This is a genomic window from Paenibacillus montanisoli (genome assembly GCF_003268025.1).
Classification (GTDB): domain Bacteria; phylum Bacillota; class Bacilli; order Paenibacillales; family Paenibacillaceae; genus Paenibacillus_Z; species Paenibacillus_Z montanisoli.
This window is the reverse complement of record NZ_QLUW01000004.1, coordinates 359,063-375,019: the sequence shown is the minus strand read 5'-3', so window position 1 is coordinate 375,019 and position 15,957 is coordinate 359,063. Positions and strand designations below refer to the sequence as shown.

Below are 15,957 nucleotides of genomic sequence, written 5' to 3'. Positions count from 1 at the left end.
TGCCTACAGAGTATACCTACTACAAGCCAGATGGCGGAACTTTGAAGGCGTAATCGTCAGTTTTGAGCAGTAAAAAAGGAGGCGCTACTTTGTCTTTCGTAACACGGCTTCAATGGTTTTTTAAACTCAGATGGATGCATTACGCGCTGGCAATCGGCTTAATGACGACCGTCAGCTTGCTGCAGACCGTGCCACCCAAAATGATCGGCAATACGATCGACCGCATCCGCGAGCACACGCTGACGGCTTCGCAGCTCAGCGGCACCGTCCTGTTGCTCGTCGGCCTTGCCTTGCTCTTATACGTGCTCGTTTACATTTGGATCACGACGCTGTTCGGCAACTCCGTGCTGATCGAGAAGCTGCTGCGCGGGCGTTTTCTGGCGCATTTGACCCGCATGACGCCGTCGTTCTTCCATCGCAATAATACGGGCCAGCTGATGGCGCTTGCCACGAACGATATTTTGGCTATCGGCCAAACGGCGGGCTACGGCGTCATGACGCTCGTGAACACGCTGGTCGGAGCATCGGTCGTCATCGTGATGATGATCTCGCTGATCGACTACAAGCTCATGCTGGCTGCGTTAATCCCGCTGCCGCTGCTCGCGGTTGTCATCAACAAGCTTGGCCAGCGGGTAAGGATACGGTTTATGGCCGCTCAGGATGCATTCGGCAAAATGAACAATCATGCGCTGGAATCCATCTCCGGCATTCGCGTCATCCGTTCGTACGTGCAGGAGAATGCCGATCTGAACGCCTTCGACCGCGTGACGACGGAGGTGATGGACCGCAACCGCGAAGTTTCCGTGCTTAATGCGCTCTTTCAGCCTTTGATCTCGCTAATTGTCGGCATCAGCTATTCGATCGGCATCGGCTACGGCAGTTATTTGGTTTTTCATGAAGAGATCACGCTGGGACAGTTAATCTCCTTTAATATTTATTTAGGCATGTTAATTTGGCCGATGATCTCCTTCGGCGAATTCATCAACGTACTGCAGCGGGGCAGCGCTTCGGCGGACCGGCTGGACCAAGCATTCAAGCAGGAGCCGGATCTGAAAGATGCGGCATCTCCGGCAGATGTGGCGGTGCCGACCGTAATTGAGATGAAAGGGTTAACCTTCACTTATCCGGCTGCGACGCAGCCCAGCTTGCAGCAGGTATCGTTCACGCTCGAACGAGGACAGACGCTCGGCATTGTCGGCCGTACCGGCAGCGGGAAGAGCACGCTGCTCAAGCAGCTGCTGCGGCAGTATCCGCTCGAGCAGGAGCAGCTGATCATCTCGGGCGTGCCTGTCGAGCAGATCGCACTCGACCGCATAAAGCGCTGGATCGCCTATGTGCCGCAGGAGCATCTGCTGCTCTCGAAGTCGATCCGCGACAATATCGCGCTCGGCAAGCCAGAAGCCTCGGTGGAGGAAATCGCGAAGGCGGTGGAGATGGCTTCCTTTGCCTCCGATATTGCCGCGATGCCCGAGGGGCTCGGCACCATCGTCGGCGAGAACGGCGTCATGCTGTCCGGCGGGCAGAAGCAGCGTCTGGCCATTGCGAGAGCGCTGCTCATCGATTCGGAAATTTTGCTGCTGGACGATGCCTTGTCCGCGGTCGATGCCAGAACCGAGAGCCGCATTCTCCATAATATCCGCCAAGAGCGGGCCGGTAAGACGACGTTTATCGCGACGCACCGGTTATCCGCGGTCAGCCATGCGGATTGGATTCTGGTGCTGGACGAAGGCCGCGTGACCGAGGAAGGAACTCACGAGCAGCTGATGCACTTCGGCGGCTGGTACCGGCAGCAGTGGGACCGGCAGCAGATGGAGGCTAGCTTGGAAGAATAGCAAGCATCGGCTATTATGTAGCCGAAGTGAGTTAGGCCTGGCAGGGTTAACGGCGATGTTGAAGCCGTTGCGAGCTAGGTCTGGATCCGGCAGAAGCCACGTCAGGCTGCCACTAACGGACATCGATGACCGTTAGGCGCAGAAACCGCACATCCCTGCTGTCCGCGCAGCCAGATCCGAGGTTCGCTTCCAAGATAAGCTCCTGAGCTAGCTTTGGAACCGCGGCATCGCCGCCCACAATTAGCCCGGTCCGGGCATTGAAATAGGAGGAACCTATGCAACCATCCACGACGAGAAGGCTCATCGCCTATGCGCTCGTCTACAAATACCGCATTATCGCGGCGCTGCTCATTCTATGCTGCGCCGTCGGCGCCGAGCTCGGCGGACCTTTCATTACGAAAACGATCATCGACCGGCATCTGTCTCTCGATAAACGCGACTTAACCGCCGTGTTGCAGCTGCTAGGCCTGTATTTCGGGCTGCTGCTTGCCGCGAGCGTGTGCAATTTCACGCAATCGTACCTGCTGCAGACGACCGCCCTGCGCATTATCAAAAATATGCGGATCGACCTGATGAGGCATATCAGCCGCATTCCGCTGAAGTATTTTGACAATACGCCGATCGGCCAGGTCGTATCGCGGGTTGCGAACGATACGGAGGCCGTGCGCGATCTGTTCATGAGCTTCATGGCGACGTTCGTCGTCAGCTTCGTGCAGCTGACGGGGATTTACACGGCGCTGTTTATTTTGGACGTGCGGCTTGCTCTGTTCACGCTTCTGGTACCGCCGCTGTTCGTCGTCGTCATGTACGTCCACTTGAAATACTCGAAAATCTTCATCACGATCATGCGCGCCCGGCTCAGCGACATGAACGCGATGATCAATGAATCGATTGTCGTCATGCCGATCATTCAGGCGTTTCGCAGGGAGAAGCTGACGATCGAGGAATTCGAGGTGTTGAACGAGGACCGTTATGTCAATCAGGTGAAGCAGTTCCGCGTGTTCTCGCTGTCATCGCGGAATATTGTCGGTACGATCGGCAGTCTGGTAACGGCGTATGTGGTTTGGTATTTCGGCAGCCAATCGCTGCAAACGGCGATATCGTTCGGCGTTTTCTATGCGTTTATCGATTATTTGAGCCGGGTTTTCCTGCCGATCATCGGCATCTTCGATCAGCTGACAAATGCGCAGCGGGCTTTCGTCTCGGCGGAGAAAGTATTTGCGATCATGGATATGGAGGGACAAGAAGTCGCGGAAACCGCTGACGTTCAGCGTCCCGAGGGATTCGTGAAATTCGATAACGTCACCTTCGCTTATAAAGAGGGAGAGAATGTGCTGAAGGGCATCTCGTTCGAGGCGCGAAGAGGCGAGACCGTGGCGCTTGTCGGCCATACGGGTTCGGGCAAGAGCTCCGTCATGAACCTGCTGCTGGGCTTTTATGAACCGCAGTCGGGCGTCATCACCATCGACGGGCGCGATATCAAGGGCATGTCGAAGCAGGCGCTGCGCAAGCATATGGGTATCGTGCTGCAGGATCCGTTCTTGTTTGCGGGAGACATAAAATTCAATGTCAGCTTGTACAACAAGGACATTACAATCGACCGGGTGAAAAGCGCGCTGCGCGAGGTCGGCGCCGCTCCGTTCGTCGAGCAGCTCCCGAACGGGTACGATGAAGAGGTCGTCGAGCGCGGAAGCACGCTTTCGTCCGGACAGCGCCAGCTTATTTCGTTCGCAAGGGCGCTTGCATTCGATCCGTCGATACTGATCCTGGACGAGGCAACGGCGAGCATCGACAGCGAGACGGAAGGGCTCATCCAGCAGGCGTTGAAGGTGGTAAGCGCAGGGCGCACGACGCTTGTCATCGCGCACCGGCTCTCGACGATCCGCGAAGCCGATCAAATTCTCGTGCTGCATCGCGGAGAGATCATGGAGCGCGGCAACCATAAGGAGCTGATGGCGCTGCAGGGCCGTTATTACAAAATGTATCAGCTCCAATCCGGCGAGAAAGATGTCTCCGCCGCTTTAACAGGGTCAACGATCCCGGCGGCAGGCACAACGACTTGAAGATTGCAATTGTATGTCGAGAAAGCCGTCCTTAACGGGCGGCTTTTTTTGCTTTACGGCTGTATTTCTTGCCGAGCCGCGGCCTTCGGGCCGTTTCGACCGTTTCGGTCGTTTCATCCGGTCTGGATTCCATGTACAATAAGCGATAGAAGGGGAGAGTTTCCCAGGCAGGGGGTGACGCGCGTGAAGGAAATCGTATTGCCGGACGGAACGCTGGACGATCGCCGATTATGGAGAAGGGACGTTCTCTATACGGGCATGAACGGCAAATGTGTGGAGCGCGTCTATGTAACGCCGGATGAGAGCTATATTTTCAAGCCGCTGACCAACGAGTCCCAGCTCGGACAGGAGGGCTGGGTGTACGAGCATATTTTGCGGGGCATGTCGTTTCCGCCGATCTATCCGCAGCTTCTGGCCGCTTCCGGACCCGCCGCCGGCGATCGAAGCTGGCAGCTGTTCGAGGATTTGGGACCGCTTACGCACCGGTTCGAAGAAGACAAGGCGCTCGAACTGATTGGACATGTCGCTTGGTGGCATGCGCTTCCTACGGAGCCGCTTAGGGAGAAAACCTTGCTTGGCCCCAAGCCTTACATCGAGGAGCTTGCCGCGCAGGCGCTAGGAAGGCGTGATGAGCTGGCTGAGACGCTAGCGGGGAAGTTTGGCGATCCGCAAGCCACGCTGAAGGAATTGGCGGCATTAAGCCATTCCGGGACGGCCACGGCGAATTGGGCTCGCAGCGTGCTGTCCCACGGTGACCTGCACCTCGGCAACTATGCGCGGGTGAACGGCATCGTCAAGGTGCTCGATTGGGAGCATGCGCATGTGAACAGCCGCTATTGGGACTTGTATCACGTCATCGATTCTTCGCACCCCGATTTTCCGAAACGGATGAACATTACGGTGCGTGAGCATCTGCTTGATCGCTATTTGGCGCTCAGCAGCGGCAGCGGCGTGACGGGTCTCCAGGAGAAGTCTTTCAAGCAAGGCTACTATCTGTTCGCTGCGCTGTTCTCGTTATGGATGCTGCTGCTGATTGCGGGCGACTTGAAGCGATTGGCGGGAGCGGACGGCAAATGGACGACGGCGCAGCTTCTAAAGCAGCAGGAGGAGACACTGGACAGCTTGACGCAATGCGTTCAATTACTGAACTGATGAGGAGTGGTGGGAGATGGCGGTTCACAACGGGGGACAACGAATTGCGCTCGTAACCGGAGCTAGCGGCGGCATGGGAAGAGCAACTTCGGCGCTGCTTGCGGCGGAGCATGGCATGAAGGTCTATTTGCTGGTTCGGAATCGGGAAAAGGGGCAGGCAGCCGTCGATTACGTCAACCGCAAGTCGGGACGGCAGGATGCCGAGCTGCTGCTGTGCGATCTGGCCTCCTTTACCAGCATCCGGGCTGCGGCCGAGGAGCTCGCAAGCCGTACAAGCCGTCTTGATGTGCTGGTCAACAATGCGGGGGTCATGACGCTGAAGCGGGAGGAGACGGCGGATGGATTCGAGCGGCAGCTTGGCGTGAACCATCTTGGCCATTATTTGCTGACGGGACTGCTGCTGCCGTTGCTGCGACAAAGTAAGGCGGCCAGGATCATCAATGTCTCTTCCGGCGCTCACAAAATCGGATCCATGAATTATGACGATCCCGGAATGAAAAAGGGGTTCACGGCCTGGCGGGCGTACAGCCGATCGAAAATCGCGAACATATGGTTCACGAAGGAGCTCGCGCGGCGGCTTAGCGGCACTGGCATACCGGTCTACACGCTGCATCCCGGCGTCGTGTCGACCGACTTCGGCGTGAACCGTTCGACCGGGTTCGGCAGCACGCTCCACAAGCTGATGCGCCCCTTCTTCCTATCGGCGGAGGAGGGTTCGGCGACCGCGGTCCATCTGGCAAGCGCGGCCGAAGTCGGCGGCCAATCTGGTAATTACTTCTATAAGAAGCGGCCGATTGCCGTGACGAAGCTGGCCGATTCCGCCGAGGAAGCGGGCCGGTTCTGGAGTTGGAGCGAGCAGGCGGCGGGATTCCGTTACGAGATCTGAGCGAGAGGAGAGGACGAACATGAGCGGAATTCAATACCCTTCATTGAAGGAAGGGGCGGCCATCGGCGTAACCGCGCCATCTTCCGGCGTGGAGGGCAACCTGCATCATTTGCTGGAGCGGGCCCGGGAGCGGCTGAATGCTAGCGGCTTTCAAGTTCGGTACGGCGACACCGCATGGACGCAAAATAAAGCGAAATCCGCGCCGGCTGCCAAGCGTGCGCAAGAGTTTAACGCGATGATCCAGGATGCCGGAGTCGATCTGATCATTCCGCCATGGGGCGGCGAGCTGTTGATCGAGATGGTGGAGCAGGTGGAGTGGGACAACCTGCCGTGCAAGTGGGTGCTGGGCTACTCCGACCTAAGCGTCCTGCTGCTTGCCATCACCTTGAAGACCGGCATCGCAACGGCGCATGGATCGAATCTGGTGGATCTGCGCGGCGAAACGCTTGACGAAACGACCGCGATGTGGCGTTCCGTTCTGTCGGCCGGAGCGGGCACGTCCGTCGTCCAGCATTCGTCGCGCCTCTATCAGAAGGCGTGGCAGTTCGACCATCCAAACGTGTTCAACCTGACGGAACCGACGTTTTGGCGGACGATGATGCCGGACGGGGCGCCGGCTGTCGGTGGACAGGTCCGCTTTCAAGGGCGGCTGCTCGGCGGCTGCATTGACGTCATCCGGCATCTGATCGGCACGCCGTACGGCGATGTAAAGCGGTTCACGGATGCTTTTATTCCGGGAGAGCAAGTGCTGTGGTATCTGGAGAACTGCGAATTGAACACGGCGGACGTTCGCAGATCGCTTGTTCAGATGAAGCTGGCCGGCTGGTTCGAGAATTGCTCCGGCTTGCTGTTCGGGCGCAGCCCCGCGAACCGGCCGGTCGAAAATTATACGATCGAGGATGTTTTTCGCGATCTGGCGCAGGAGCTGGGTTTGCCGGTCGTCTACGATATCGATTGCGGGCATGTTCCGCCGCAAATCACGTTCATTAATGGAGCATATGCAGAAGTTGAGGTCGACGTGGAAGCGGGCCGAGGGACGGTTACGCAGCATTTTAGCTAGGAGGGAATTTTGTGCAGGGCTACAATGTGCTGATGATCTACAGCCCGGAGATGGATAAGCTGCTCATGTGCACTCGGCTAAAGGAGCCATACAAAGGGCTAAGTAACCTCGTAGGCGGGAAGATCGAGCCGTGGGAAGCGGGCATTGACGCAGCATACAGAGAGCTGGCGGAGGAGACCGGGATCACAGCCGATGACGTGGTGCTGAAGCATCTCATGGACTTTACCTACTACGTGCAGGATTGCTACGTGGAGGTCTATGCCGGTCGGTTGAAGCATGCCGTTGAAATCGCGGGCGACGAGAACGAGCTGTACTGGTCCGAGCTGGACCGTGATTTCTTCGACATGACCCTCTATGCGGGCGAAGGAAATATCGGGCATATGATTGAACAGGTGAAAATGAGTAAAGAACTATTTTTATAACCAACACAGCTTAGGAGGTGGATTCGCAAGTGAGCAAACGGTATCGGATTACAAGGGAGTACCAGACAAGGGATGAGGCGGAGAAGCCCATCACGCTTGAGGCGTGCAAGCAGTATTTCGCGTCCAAGCCGGATTTTGAATATGCATCGGTGTATACGGTGAAAGGCTCGACCACGGTGTCGATTCCGGGTGATTTTTTTCTATGGCGCGTAGGCGGTACGACGATTCCGTTCCGGCATTATCAAGGGGATATTTACGTGTCGGGCAGCAACGATGCGGTCATCCCGAAGATGATGGAGGTTGCCACCGAGCTGGAAGCCGATGTTGAGGAAGGTTAGGCGACGTGTTAGGCAATCGCCCTTTGTTTGGCTATGGAGGCCAGGTAAAGGGCGATTTTTTATGCTCGGTGGGTGGTGGCTACCGACTGGAAATTCTAGAATTCTATGAACAATATCAAAGGTGGCTCGAGAAAGGCAAACCAATAGGCGGCTTTTAGTTATTTTGCACGTTGTTGCCAAAATGACTAAATTTTGTCATAATATAAAGAGGTTCATCGTACATAGACAGGTAAACAACGTTTTTTTGAAGGGAGAATTAATTATGTTAATACGCAGCGATAAATTTGCAACTCTTTTGGTGGTCATACTTCTCATCACGATTACTTCTATTGGAGTTGCTAGTGCCCAGAGTTCTAATAAATCATTAGAAGAGATGACAAGCATGTCCCTTCAAGACTTCGAAAAGGCTCCCATTGAGTCCGCAAAAGTGATCATCAACGATTATCTAACTGAAATCATGCAACAAAAGGACAGTGATGGTGTGGCTTTAATTAACTATAGTATAGTAAATACGGATGCTTCTGATCTTAATGATATCCAAGTATCGGTCAAACTGACATATGCAAGTCGTTTAGACTTGCCTCCAGTTGAATACCATGTAGTTAGAAAAGGTGAATCCTATCAGGTTAAGAAACAATTTTGCGCATTTGATATGATTCCGGACTCTCCGACTCGTGGAACAGTAAGATGTAACAGTAACGGTACTGCAAGTGTCTGAAGCCGACTATGTGGGATTGTTAAGGCACTTGCATGCGCAAGTGCCTTCTTTACATGTTTAGGAGTAAAAATAGAAGATCTATTATTCGTATACATTACCGCTAACATGCGCGGTTGCTGATGTACTTTGATTCCTTGCAAAGAATAAGCCGCCATTCACGCGAATATCTTGTCTTGTACCGAATTGATCCCGGAAGGGGCTGCGCGGAAATGACCAGACGTTATGTGATCATGATTGCGAATGTGCTGCTTTATCTTGCCGTGACTGTGCTTGCGGTTGTTATTTACAATGAGGTTGTTAACCCGCTGGTCGATTGGGGGACCTTTGGAACCGGAGAACAGCTGCCCGCCCAGGTGTTTATCGTGCTGGTTGTCGCGATCGCCTTATCCTGGGCTGCTTTTAAGCTCAAATATGCATGGATCAAGCCGCTCTCCTCCCCCGGCTTTATCCGCATGCAGCGGTTCGCTCCCCTGTCCGCCGTCAGGTCGCTGCATATGATTACGGTCGGGACTGCTTTTGCCCTCTTAATCACTTCAGCGATCAAGCTCCTTCTGCATCACGGGTATAGCGAATTCGCCAGTTTTACCGATCAATATGCCGACGTACCCGCCGCCTACTTGATCGCATCCGCCGTTATTGGCACCGCGCTGGAGCTTATTCTGTTTATCGGCATTATGTTCAATGAAGCGCATCATAACGTGGCTGATTTCTGGACGGTCCTCGTCGTTTCGATCATCATCGCAGCGCTGCAGCCAGGCGGTATTGCCATGCAGCTGCTGGGGATCGGCCTTGGCTTCCTGTATGGATACATGTACATCCGGCTGAAAACCATCTGGTCGGTGATTCTGATCGGATGCTCGTTTAACGTGATCTTCTTTACGTTTGTGAAGACAGCCGCTTACGACTGGTTCGGCGGCCTGCATCCCTCTTTGCTTACGGTCATTATCGGCATTTCGGCAATCTATATGGTGATCAGCGTGTTGGCATATGGGGCCAAGCGCGATGCCGCCTGAAGCCGGGGCGCCCCGGCACTTTGCGATTGGAACCGCGCAGGCAGCGCGGTTCTTTGTTTCACTCACTGGCTTTGATCATCTGCCGGTGGATTCGTCCTGCCACCAGACATGGGGGTGGCCGCGATCGGATACTTTTGGACCATTAAAAACGCCCTTTGCTAGGCCTGGGGGAAGGCTAAACAAAAGGCGTTTTTTGATTGCGAGTATTAGTTTAAATGACATTCCCAAGGCATCTTTGCCGGGGCGCCGATTTTTTCGGTACGGAACAGATGCTGAACCTCTTTGGAAGCACGGTCGTACTCCTCTTGCGGAATGTGGATCGAGCCGCCCGCACCGTACCAGTCGGTGTGGTAAGCCAGCGCGATGTTCGTACGGTTCGCTTGCGTACGGTTCGGCGTGCCGCGGTGCCACATGCGGATGTCGCGGATGACGATCGATCCTGCAGGCATGAACACTTTCTCGGAGTACATGCCTTGAGCGGCACGCAGCATTTCGCCGTCAATCGACGTATGCTTCGTGTTCTCCGGGTCAAGATGCGTACCGCCTGGCCATACTTCAAGCGGACCGTTGTCTTCGTTAACGTCGACAAGAGGAATGTTGAGCACGAGGCTGTATGCCGGAAGCGCTACGCCAAGATTAGGGAAGAGCGGCGGCAAGTCGGAATGCACGTTTTGGTAATCGGAACCCGGGCATGCCGTATCCGAAGCAAAGTACGTACAACGTACGCCTTCCCCTAGAATTTCTTTAAGGATCGGCATCGCGATTTTGTTCGCTACCATATAGTCATTCGTGAACGGTTGTAGGAAAGGCAGAAACATCTGCGCGCGGTTCGTGCCTGTGTTGTATCCGTTACGTTCGATGTACTCGTTAAAGAGCGGAAGAAATGCATCCTTCAATTCCTGTACCTGCTCATCCGACAGTACTTTCTCGAAGCCAATGTATCCGTTTTTGCGAATTTGCTCAACGGCAATCTCTATTTTTTCTTGCTCTAATACGCCAGTAGTTTTTTCTTGCTCTGTCAATTTCAACAACATTGTTGTTCACTCCTTGTGTCCAAGCTATGTGTTGATTATATCTTGCATGCTTCAGCCTGTATTGTACTAGAGGAGCCGAATTGTAAAAAAGTCAGATTAAGTTGCGGACTGGGGAGTTGTGCGCGCTAACCGACCTATGCCCTAAACCGCGGTTAAGAGCCGCTAACAAACCCAGTAGTGCTTATTTGCGCAAAAACGGCCTCCGATCCTATGCTAACGAGCTCCAGAGGTCTTATTCGGGCGGAATCCCGCCAGAAATGCCCGCCGAGTCTGTAATAACGCTTCTACGGTTCGTTAACATCGAGAATTCGCGTTTCATGCGCAAATAAGCGTTATACGATTTGTTAGCTGCGTCACGCAAAAAACCGCCCTTTGCCTGGCCGCGAGAAGGCCATGCAAAGGGCGGTTTTTAACTCGCTGAGCTGCCGCCTAATCCGGCGGCTTCCGCCAAGATTTCATACGACCTCAGACGCGCCGCATGATCGTAAATCTGCGACGTCACGATGAGCTCATCGGCCATCGTTTCGCTGCGAATCTCCTGCAAGCGGGCGGCAATGGTCGCCTTGCTTCCCGCAATGGCGTATTTGAACTTGGACTGCAGCGCCTCCCGCTCATGCGGCAACCATAGCTCATCCATATCGTCGACCGGCGGCTTCAGCTTGCCCGGATTGCCGCGGATGAGGCTGAGAAACTGCTGCTGCTGCGATGTCGCCAGCCAGCGGGCTTCCTCGTCGGTGTCCGCGGCGACGATATTGATGCCGATCATCACGTAAGGCTTCGCAAGCGCATCGGACGGGCGGAAATTGCTGCGGTACAAGTGAATCGCCGGCATCAAGTACTCCGGCGCAAAATGGCTCGCGAAAGAGAACGGCAAGCCGAGCTCGCCTGCCAGCTTCGCGCTGAAGCCGCTCGACCCGAGCAGCCAGATCGGAATGTTTAAGCCCTCGCCGGGCGTGGCGCGAACGGGACGGACCGCATCGGCCGGCGGATGGAAGAAGGCGCGCAGCTCGGCCAACAGCTCGGGAAAGTCCTGCCCGTGCGTCGCCAAATCGCGCCGCAGCGCGCGGGCCGTCGTCTGGTCGGAGCCAGGAGCCCGGCCAAGGCCGAGATCGATGCGGCCGGGAAACATCGACTCCAGCGTGCCGAACTGCTCGGCGATGACGAGCGGCGCATGGTTCGGCAGCATGATGCCGCCCGAGCCGACGCGAATCCGCTTCGTGCCGCCGGCGACGTAGCCGATGACGACCGACGTCGCGGAGCTCGCGATACCCGCCATATTATGATGCTCCGCCAGCCAGTAGCGGTTGTAGCCCGACCGCTCGGCAAGCTGCGCAAGCTCAAGCGTGTTTCGGAAAGCGTCGCCCGGCGTCCCACCCTCGACGACGGGGGCAAGGTCCAGCACGGATAATGGAACCAGTATGGAATGAGTCATGGAATGACCTCCTAATCATGATACAGCGGCGAAATTAGTCTACAAGTGGATTATATAGCTGTCACTCACGCGATACAAATCGACAACAACCGCAGATATATGACCAAAAATACTAGATATCCCAAATACTCCCTTTTTAACGAAAAATAAATTAATATTGTTTACAATATGACGATTTAATTATTGTTAAGGGGGACAAGTGATGTTATCCTGAGAAAAATCCGGTACTACCGCAGGATGTTGCTTGCCGCAGAAGTGTATTGTAAGCGTATGCATGAACGAGGAGGATAACGGATGATCTTTAAGCCGATCGATATGCCAAGCCATGGGCTGCATCTATATGAGAGCAAGCACCAAAGCGGAAGCATTGTCGAGCCGCATTACCATCGCGTTCACCAGCTGTTGTACGTGCTGGAAGGCGAAGGCACCGCAACGCTTGACCAGAAGAAATATCGTTTGTCGAAAGACAAGGCCGTATTTATCGTACCCCATTGCAATCACGCCATTGTTTCGGAAAGCAGGCTGACGACGCTTGTACTCGCGTTTGACGGTGCCATGCTGCAGGACCGTACGCTGGACGAGCTGCTTTCCGTCCAGTTCCCTTCATCCTCGCTCCTTGAGGTCAATCCGCTTGCCGGAAGCGAGATCAGGCAGCTGCTTCGCAAAATGCTGTTCGAGCATCAACTCCAACACCCCATGTATGAAATCGCCACTAAGCTTTATTTGCAGGAGCTGCTGCTGATTTTAGCGAGAAGCAGGCAGTCATCCGACGTGACCGACTCGAATTATTTGCGTGCGGAACGAATTCGCAATTATATGGACACCCACTACTTCGAGAAATTGAGCACCGAGGATATCGCCGAGAAGCTCGGCATTACCGTTCGTTACGTGAATGATATTTTCAAAACCCGTTATGGCATTACCCCAACGCAATATTTATCGGAAATCCGGGTCGAGGCGGCGAAGAAAATGCTCGTCGAGACCGATAAAGATATCGTATCCATCGTATTCGAGGTGGGGTACGAAACGCTGTCGACCTTTTACCGGAATTTCAAAAATATCGTGAACATGTCCCCTAACCATTTCCGCCAAATGTTTGATACCGATGAAGATCGAAGCAGAAGGTTCCAGAATCGCGAAACGAGTTCTCGAAATGATAAGACGTACCTACCGCGCCAAGCTAAACTATGACTATATACAAATACGGTAAGGGGAGATCTGGAAATGACCACCAAAAAAGCTGTTAGTCTGCTGGCTGTTGTCATGATGTTCATCGTCGCCGTTTTATCTGCTTGTTCCAATAATGAAAGCGGATCCAATAACAAAACGGATCAAACCGCTGCGAATCAACAAGAGTCTGCCAATACGCCCGCCAATACGGAAGATGCCGCAGCTCCGGCCGAGGAGCAGCCTAAGTTCAAGGACATGACCATTCGCATCATGACCTGGCAGTTCGGTGAAGAAAGCTCCTTCGGTAAAGGTTATCGGGCGATTGCCGATGACTATATGAAAGTACACCCCGAGATTAAGGTCGAGTTCGTTGAGCAGCCGCTCGATGGGTATATCGACAAGCTGAACGCCAACCTGGAGCTGGACAGCGATACGGCGATCGATATCGCGCAGCTGCAGCCTTGGATGATCGACCAGATCAAGAACATGGACAAATTGGTTGATTTGGGTCCGCTTATGGAGAAGAAATCGGCCTATGCGGGCGAAGCGACTTGGTACGATACGTTTATCGGGGAAAAGAACGCGTTCACCTCGGCGAAAGCGTCCAATAAGTTCGGCGCCGTTCTGTTCGTGCCGAGCGATACGAACCCGAACTACTATGTCGCTCAGCCGATCGTGTACAACAAAGATTACTTCCAGCAAGCGGGCATTACAAGCGATCCGAAGACGTGGACCTGGAGCGATTTCATAGCGAACGCCAAGCTCGTGCAGGAATGGGGCAAGAAGAACGTCGACTCCGATTTCACGGCGATGGCATCCGACAGCGAGCACTATGGCTGGGCGCTCAGCATGATCGGGGGACAATTCGGCGCGGATCTGTTCGACGACCAGTTTGCCAAGGTTGATTTCGGCGCAGAGGGACAAGGCCTGGATCCGAATGCGGCTTACGTGCAAGGGGATTCGCTGCTGTGGTCCAAAATCTCCTATGCGATCACGCATGGCTGGCTGGACTATAAGGGCGACATGCAAAAGTACTACGATGACATGATGCGTCTGTACAGCGAGGTTCACGGCTTGTATCAGGCTGGCTTCGAGCAGCAGTCTTCGGCGGAATCGTCGCAGCTGTTCTACACGGGACGCGTCGCGATGATGCAGGCGCACATCGGAAGCAAGAAGGATATCGAAACCAATACGGAAGGCATGTTCGAATTCGACGTGTTCCTGCCGCCGCTGCTGACGAAGGAAAACACGCAGTTCGCGACAGGCAAGTTCCCGAAAGCGGACGGCCAGTATAAAGACGGCTTCGGCGTGAACAAGAAGAAAGCGGGCAATGACCCTGATCGTCTTGCTGCCGTTGCGGACTTCCTGCAATTCTTTACAAGCAAGGATGAGCAAAACAAGTACGTCGAAATCGCCAACTCGTTCTCGCCTACCAAAGACGTAAAGAACCCGGAAGAGCTGATGGGCTGGGTGTTCCCGCTTGAAGCGGATAAAACAAGCAATGAAATCTATGGCCACATGATTATTGAATGGGCCGGCGGCACGTGGCCTGGCTATGTTCAAGAATATGTCCAAGGCAAGAAGACGGTTCAGCAATTAATTGAAGCTACGGCAAAAGACGCGAAGAAGAATGTCGTCGACTGGTATTCGGCGGAACCTGACGCCATTCAGGCGCAAATCGCCGCGAAGGAAGAGTCGTTAAAGGCCGCTCAAGATGACGCGCTGAAGCAAGCGCTGGATAACGATATTAAGACGTTGAAAATCGCTAAAGTGCTCTACGCGGAAGCTGTTAAAGCGGGCAAATAAGGAACGCCGATCTAACAAGAACATGAAGTGAATATTGAAACGGGAAAAATTCGGAAGCTTGCGGATCCGGATTTTTCCCGTAAAAAGGGGCTTTTTTCTTGATAACGACGCGCAAACCGAAGATGAAACTCTCTGACTACTTCCAACGAGGGAAGAATCGGACCGAAACGGCAATGGGATTGCTTTTCGTGCTGCCGGCGGCCTTTTTTTGCATCCTGTTCGACTGGTACCCGACCTTTGACGGCGTGCTCATGGCCTTCTACGATTGGAACGGCTATGATACGCCGATCTTCGTCGGCATTCAAAATTTTATCGATTTGTTTGCGCATGACGAGTTGTTCCTGAAGTCGATGAAGAACATGACGATCTTCGTGATCGGCGGCTTGGTGCTCATGTTTCCGACCATCATTGCGAGCGTTGTGCTGTTCCGCGTGCGGAACAGCAAAGCGAAATACGTCTATCGGGTCCTTTTCTGCATTCCGATGGTCATTCCGTTTATCGTCGGCCTTCTCATGTGGCAGTACATCTACAATCCGCAGTTCGGCTTCCTGAACCAGTTTTTGAAGCTGATTGGCTTGGAATCGCTCCGCGGGGTTTGGCTGGGCGACGCGGACCTCGCGATCTGGTCGCTGCTCTTCATGGGCTTCCCATGGGTCACGACGGGCGCCGTGCTGATCTATATCGGCGGGCTACAGGCCGTGGATTCCTCGATCTGGGAGGTATCCGAGCTGGATGGCGTCGGCCCGGTGAAAAAGTTCTTCGCGCTCGAGTTTCCGCTTATTCTCGGACAATTCAAACTGAACTTGATCGGAGCGATTACGGCGGGCGTTACCGGTTATACGCTGCAAATGATCATGACAAACGGCGGGCCGGCTTTCTCCACGCTCGTGCCGGGGCTCTATATGTATCAGCTGGCATTCAAGTCCCAACGGTACGGGGACGCGGCCGCAATCAGCATCGTTCTATTCGCGGTAAGCCTTCTGCTTTCTTGGGTATCGATTAAATTCATCAAGAGCAAGGAGGACTAACGC

15 protein-coding genes are annotated in these 15,957 nt (G+C 54.3%); 12 read left to right on the top strand and 3 right to left on the bottom strand.

Features of this window, described 5'->3' with window-relative positions; genetic code table 11:
* Positions 1-134: 134 nt before the first annotated feature.
* Positions 135-1,832: an ABC transporter ATP-binding protein gene (locus DL346_RS21365; protein ID WP_206098571.1), complete on the top strand. Its 1,698-nt coding sequence runs from the start codon at positions 135-137 to the stop codon at positions 1,830-1,832.
* Between the two features lie 112 nt (positions 1,833-1,944).
* On the opposite strand, the gene DL346_RS29165 is transcribed toward DL346_RS21365, so the two are convergent.
* Entirely contained in the window at positions 1,945-2,121 is a 177-nt protein-coding gene (locus tag DL346_RS29165) for a hypothetical protein (RefSeq protein ID WP_165822613.1), read from the bottom strand.
* On the opposite strand from DL346_RS29165, the gene DL346_RS21360 reads away from it, so the two are divergent.
* The 8 genes from DL346_RS21360 to DL346_RS21325 all read left to right on the top strand — a co-directional run bounded on the left by DL346_RS21360 (position 2,108) and on the right by DL346_RS21325 (position 9,484).
* A complete protein-coding gene (locus DL346_RS21360) occupies positions 2,108-3,895 on the top strand; it encodes an ABC transporter ATP-binding protein (protein ID WP_112884399.1) in 1,788 nt (595 codons plus the stop codon). The two genes, DL346_RS29165 and DL346_RS21360, sit on opposite strands and share 14 nt — an antisense overlap.
* Positions 3,896-4,078: 183 nt before the next feature.
* On the top strand, positions 4,079-5,047 hold the full coding sequence (locus tag DL346_RS21355) for a phosphotransferase family protein (protein WP_240633340.1): 969 nt from the start codon (positions 4,079-4,081) through the stop codon (positions 5,045-5,047).
* Between the two features lie 16 nt (positions 5,048-5,063).
* On the top strand, positions 5,064-5,933 hold the full coding sequence (locus tag DL346_RS21350) for an SDR family oxidoreductase (protein ID WP_112884398.1): 870 nt from the start codon (positions 5,064-5,066) through the stop codon (positions 5,931-5,933).
* Between the two features lie 19 nt (positions 5,934-5,952).
* On the top strand, positions 5,953-6,993 hold the full coding sequence (locus DL346_RS21345; RefSeq protein ID WP_112884397.1) for a S66 family peptidase: 1,041 nt from the start codon (positions 5,953-5,955) through the stop codon (positions 6,991-6,993).
* Between the two features lie 11 nt (positions 6,994-7,004).
* Entirely contained in the window at positions 7,005-7,415 is a 411-nt protein-coding gene (locus DL346_RS21340; RefSeq protein ID WP_112884396.1) for an NUDIX hydrolase, read from the top strand.
* A gap of 29 nt (positions 7,416-7,444) precedes the next feature.
* Positions 7,445-7,753 (top strand): hypothetical protein, encoded by a 309-nt coding sequence (locus tag DL346_RS21335; protein ID WP_112884395.1) that lies wholly within the window; start codon positions 7,445-7,447, stop codon positions 7,751-7,753.
* 262 nt (positions 7,754-8,015) lie between these two features.
* Positions 8,016-8,471: a hypothetical protein gene (locus tag DL346_RS21330; RefSeq protein WP_133257555.1), complete on the top strand. Its 456-nt coding sequence runs from the start codon at positions 8,016-8,018 to the stop codon at positions 8,469-8,471.
* A 209-nt stretch (positions 8,472-8,680) separates the two neighbouring features.
* Entirely contained in the window at positions 8,681-9,484 is an 804-nt protein-coding gene (locus DL346_RS21325; protein WP_112884393.1) for a CPBP family glutamic-type intramembrane protease, read from the top strand.
* Positions 9,485-9,690: 206 nt separating this feature from the next.
* On the opposite strand, the gene DL346_RS21320 is transcribed toward DL346_RS21325, so the two are convergent.
* Complete coding sequence (locus DL346_RS21320; protein WP_112884392.1) at positions 9,691-10,518, bottom strand: phytanoyl-CoA dioxygenase family protein; 828 nt, start codon at positions 10,516-10,518, stop codon at positions 9,691-9,693.
* Between the two features lie 409 nt (positions 10,519-10,927).
* Entirely contained in the window at positions 10,928-11,950 is a 1,023-nt protein-coding gene (locus DL346_RS21315) for an LLM class flavin-dependent oxidoreductase (protein ID WP_112884391.1), read from the bottom strand.
* 294 nt (positions 11,951-12,244) lie between these two features.
* Between DL346_RS21315 and DL346_RS21310 the strand changes: the two genes are divergently transcribed.
* The 3 genes from DL346_RS21310 (at position 12,245) to DL346_RS21300 (ending at position 15,954) form a co-directional block, all read left to right on the top strand.
* Positions 12,245-13,141, top strand: coding sequence for an AraC family transcriptional regulator (locus tag DL346_RS21310; RefSeq protein ID WP_112884390.1), 897 nt, complete (start codon positions 12,245-12,247; stop codon positions 13,139-13,141).
* Positions 13,142-13,174: 33 nt separating this feature from the next.
* Entirely contained in the window at positions 13,175-14,926 is a 1,752-nt protein-coding gene (locus DL346_RS21305; protein WP_112884389.1) for an ABC transporter substrate-binding protein, read from the top strand.
* A gap of 98 nt (positions 14,927-15,024) precedes the next feature.
* On the top strand, positions 15,025-15,954 hold the full coding sequence (locus DL346_RS21300; RefSeq protein WP_112884388.1) for a carbohydrate ABC transporter permease: 930 nt from the start codon (positions 15,025-15,027) through the stop codon (positions 15,952-15,954).
* The last annotated feature ends 3 nt before the right edge of the window (positions 15,955-15,957 follow it).

Bases quoted from the DNA above. Each gene is read 5' to 3' on its own strand.
- DL346_RS21365 (WP_206098571.1), top strand. From the start codon at position 135: ATGCATTACGCGCTGGCAATCGGCTTAATGACGACCGTCAGCTTGCTG.
- DL346_RS21360 (WP_112884399.1), top strand. From the start codon at position 2,108: ATGCAACCATCCACGACGAGAAGGCTCATCGCCTATGCGCTCGTCTAC.
- DL346_RS21350 (WP_112884398.1), top strand. From the start codon at position 5,064: ATGGCGGTTCACAACGGGGGACAACGAATTGCGCTCGTAACCGGAGCT.
- DL346_RS21345 (WP_112884397.1), top strand. From the start codon at position 5,953: ATGAGCGGAATTCAATACCCTTCATTGAAGGAAGGGGCGGCCATCGGC.
- DL346_RS21330 (WP_133257555.1), top strand. From the start codon at position 8,016: ATGTTAATACGCAGCGATAAATTTGCAACTCTTTTGGTGGTCATACTT.
- DL346_RS21325 (WP_112884393.1), top strand. From the start codon at position 8,681: ATGACCAGACGTTATGTGATCATGATTGCGAATGTGCTGCTTTATCTT.
- DL346_RS21320 (WP_112884392.1), bottom strand. From the start codon at position 10,518: ATGTTGTTGAAATTGACAGAGCAAGAAAAAACTACTGGCGTATTAGAG.
- DL346_RS21315 (WP_112884391.1), bottom strand. From the start codon at position 11,950: ATGACTCATTCCATACTGGTTCCATTATCCGTGCTGGACCTTGCCCCC.
- DL346_RS21310 (WP_112884390.1), top strand. From the start codon at position 12,245: ATGATCTTTAAGCCGATCGATATGCCAAGCCATGGGCTGCATCTATAT.
- DL346_RS21305 (WP_112884389.1), top strand. From the start codon at position 13,175: ATGACCACCAAAAAAGCTGTTAGTCTGCTGGCTGTTGTCATGATGTTC.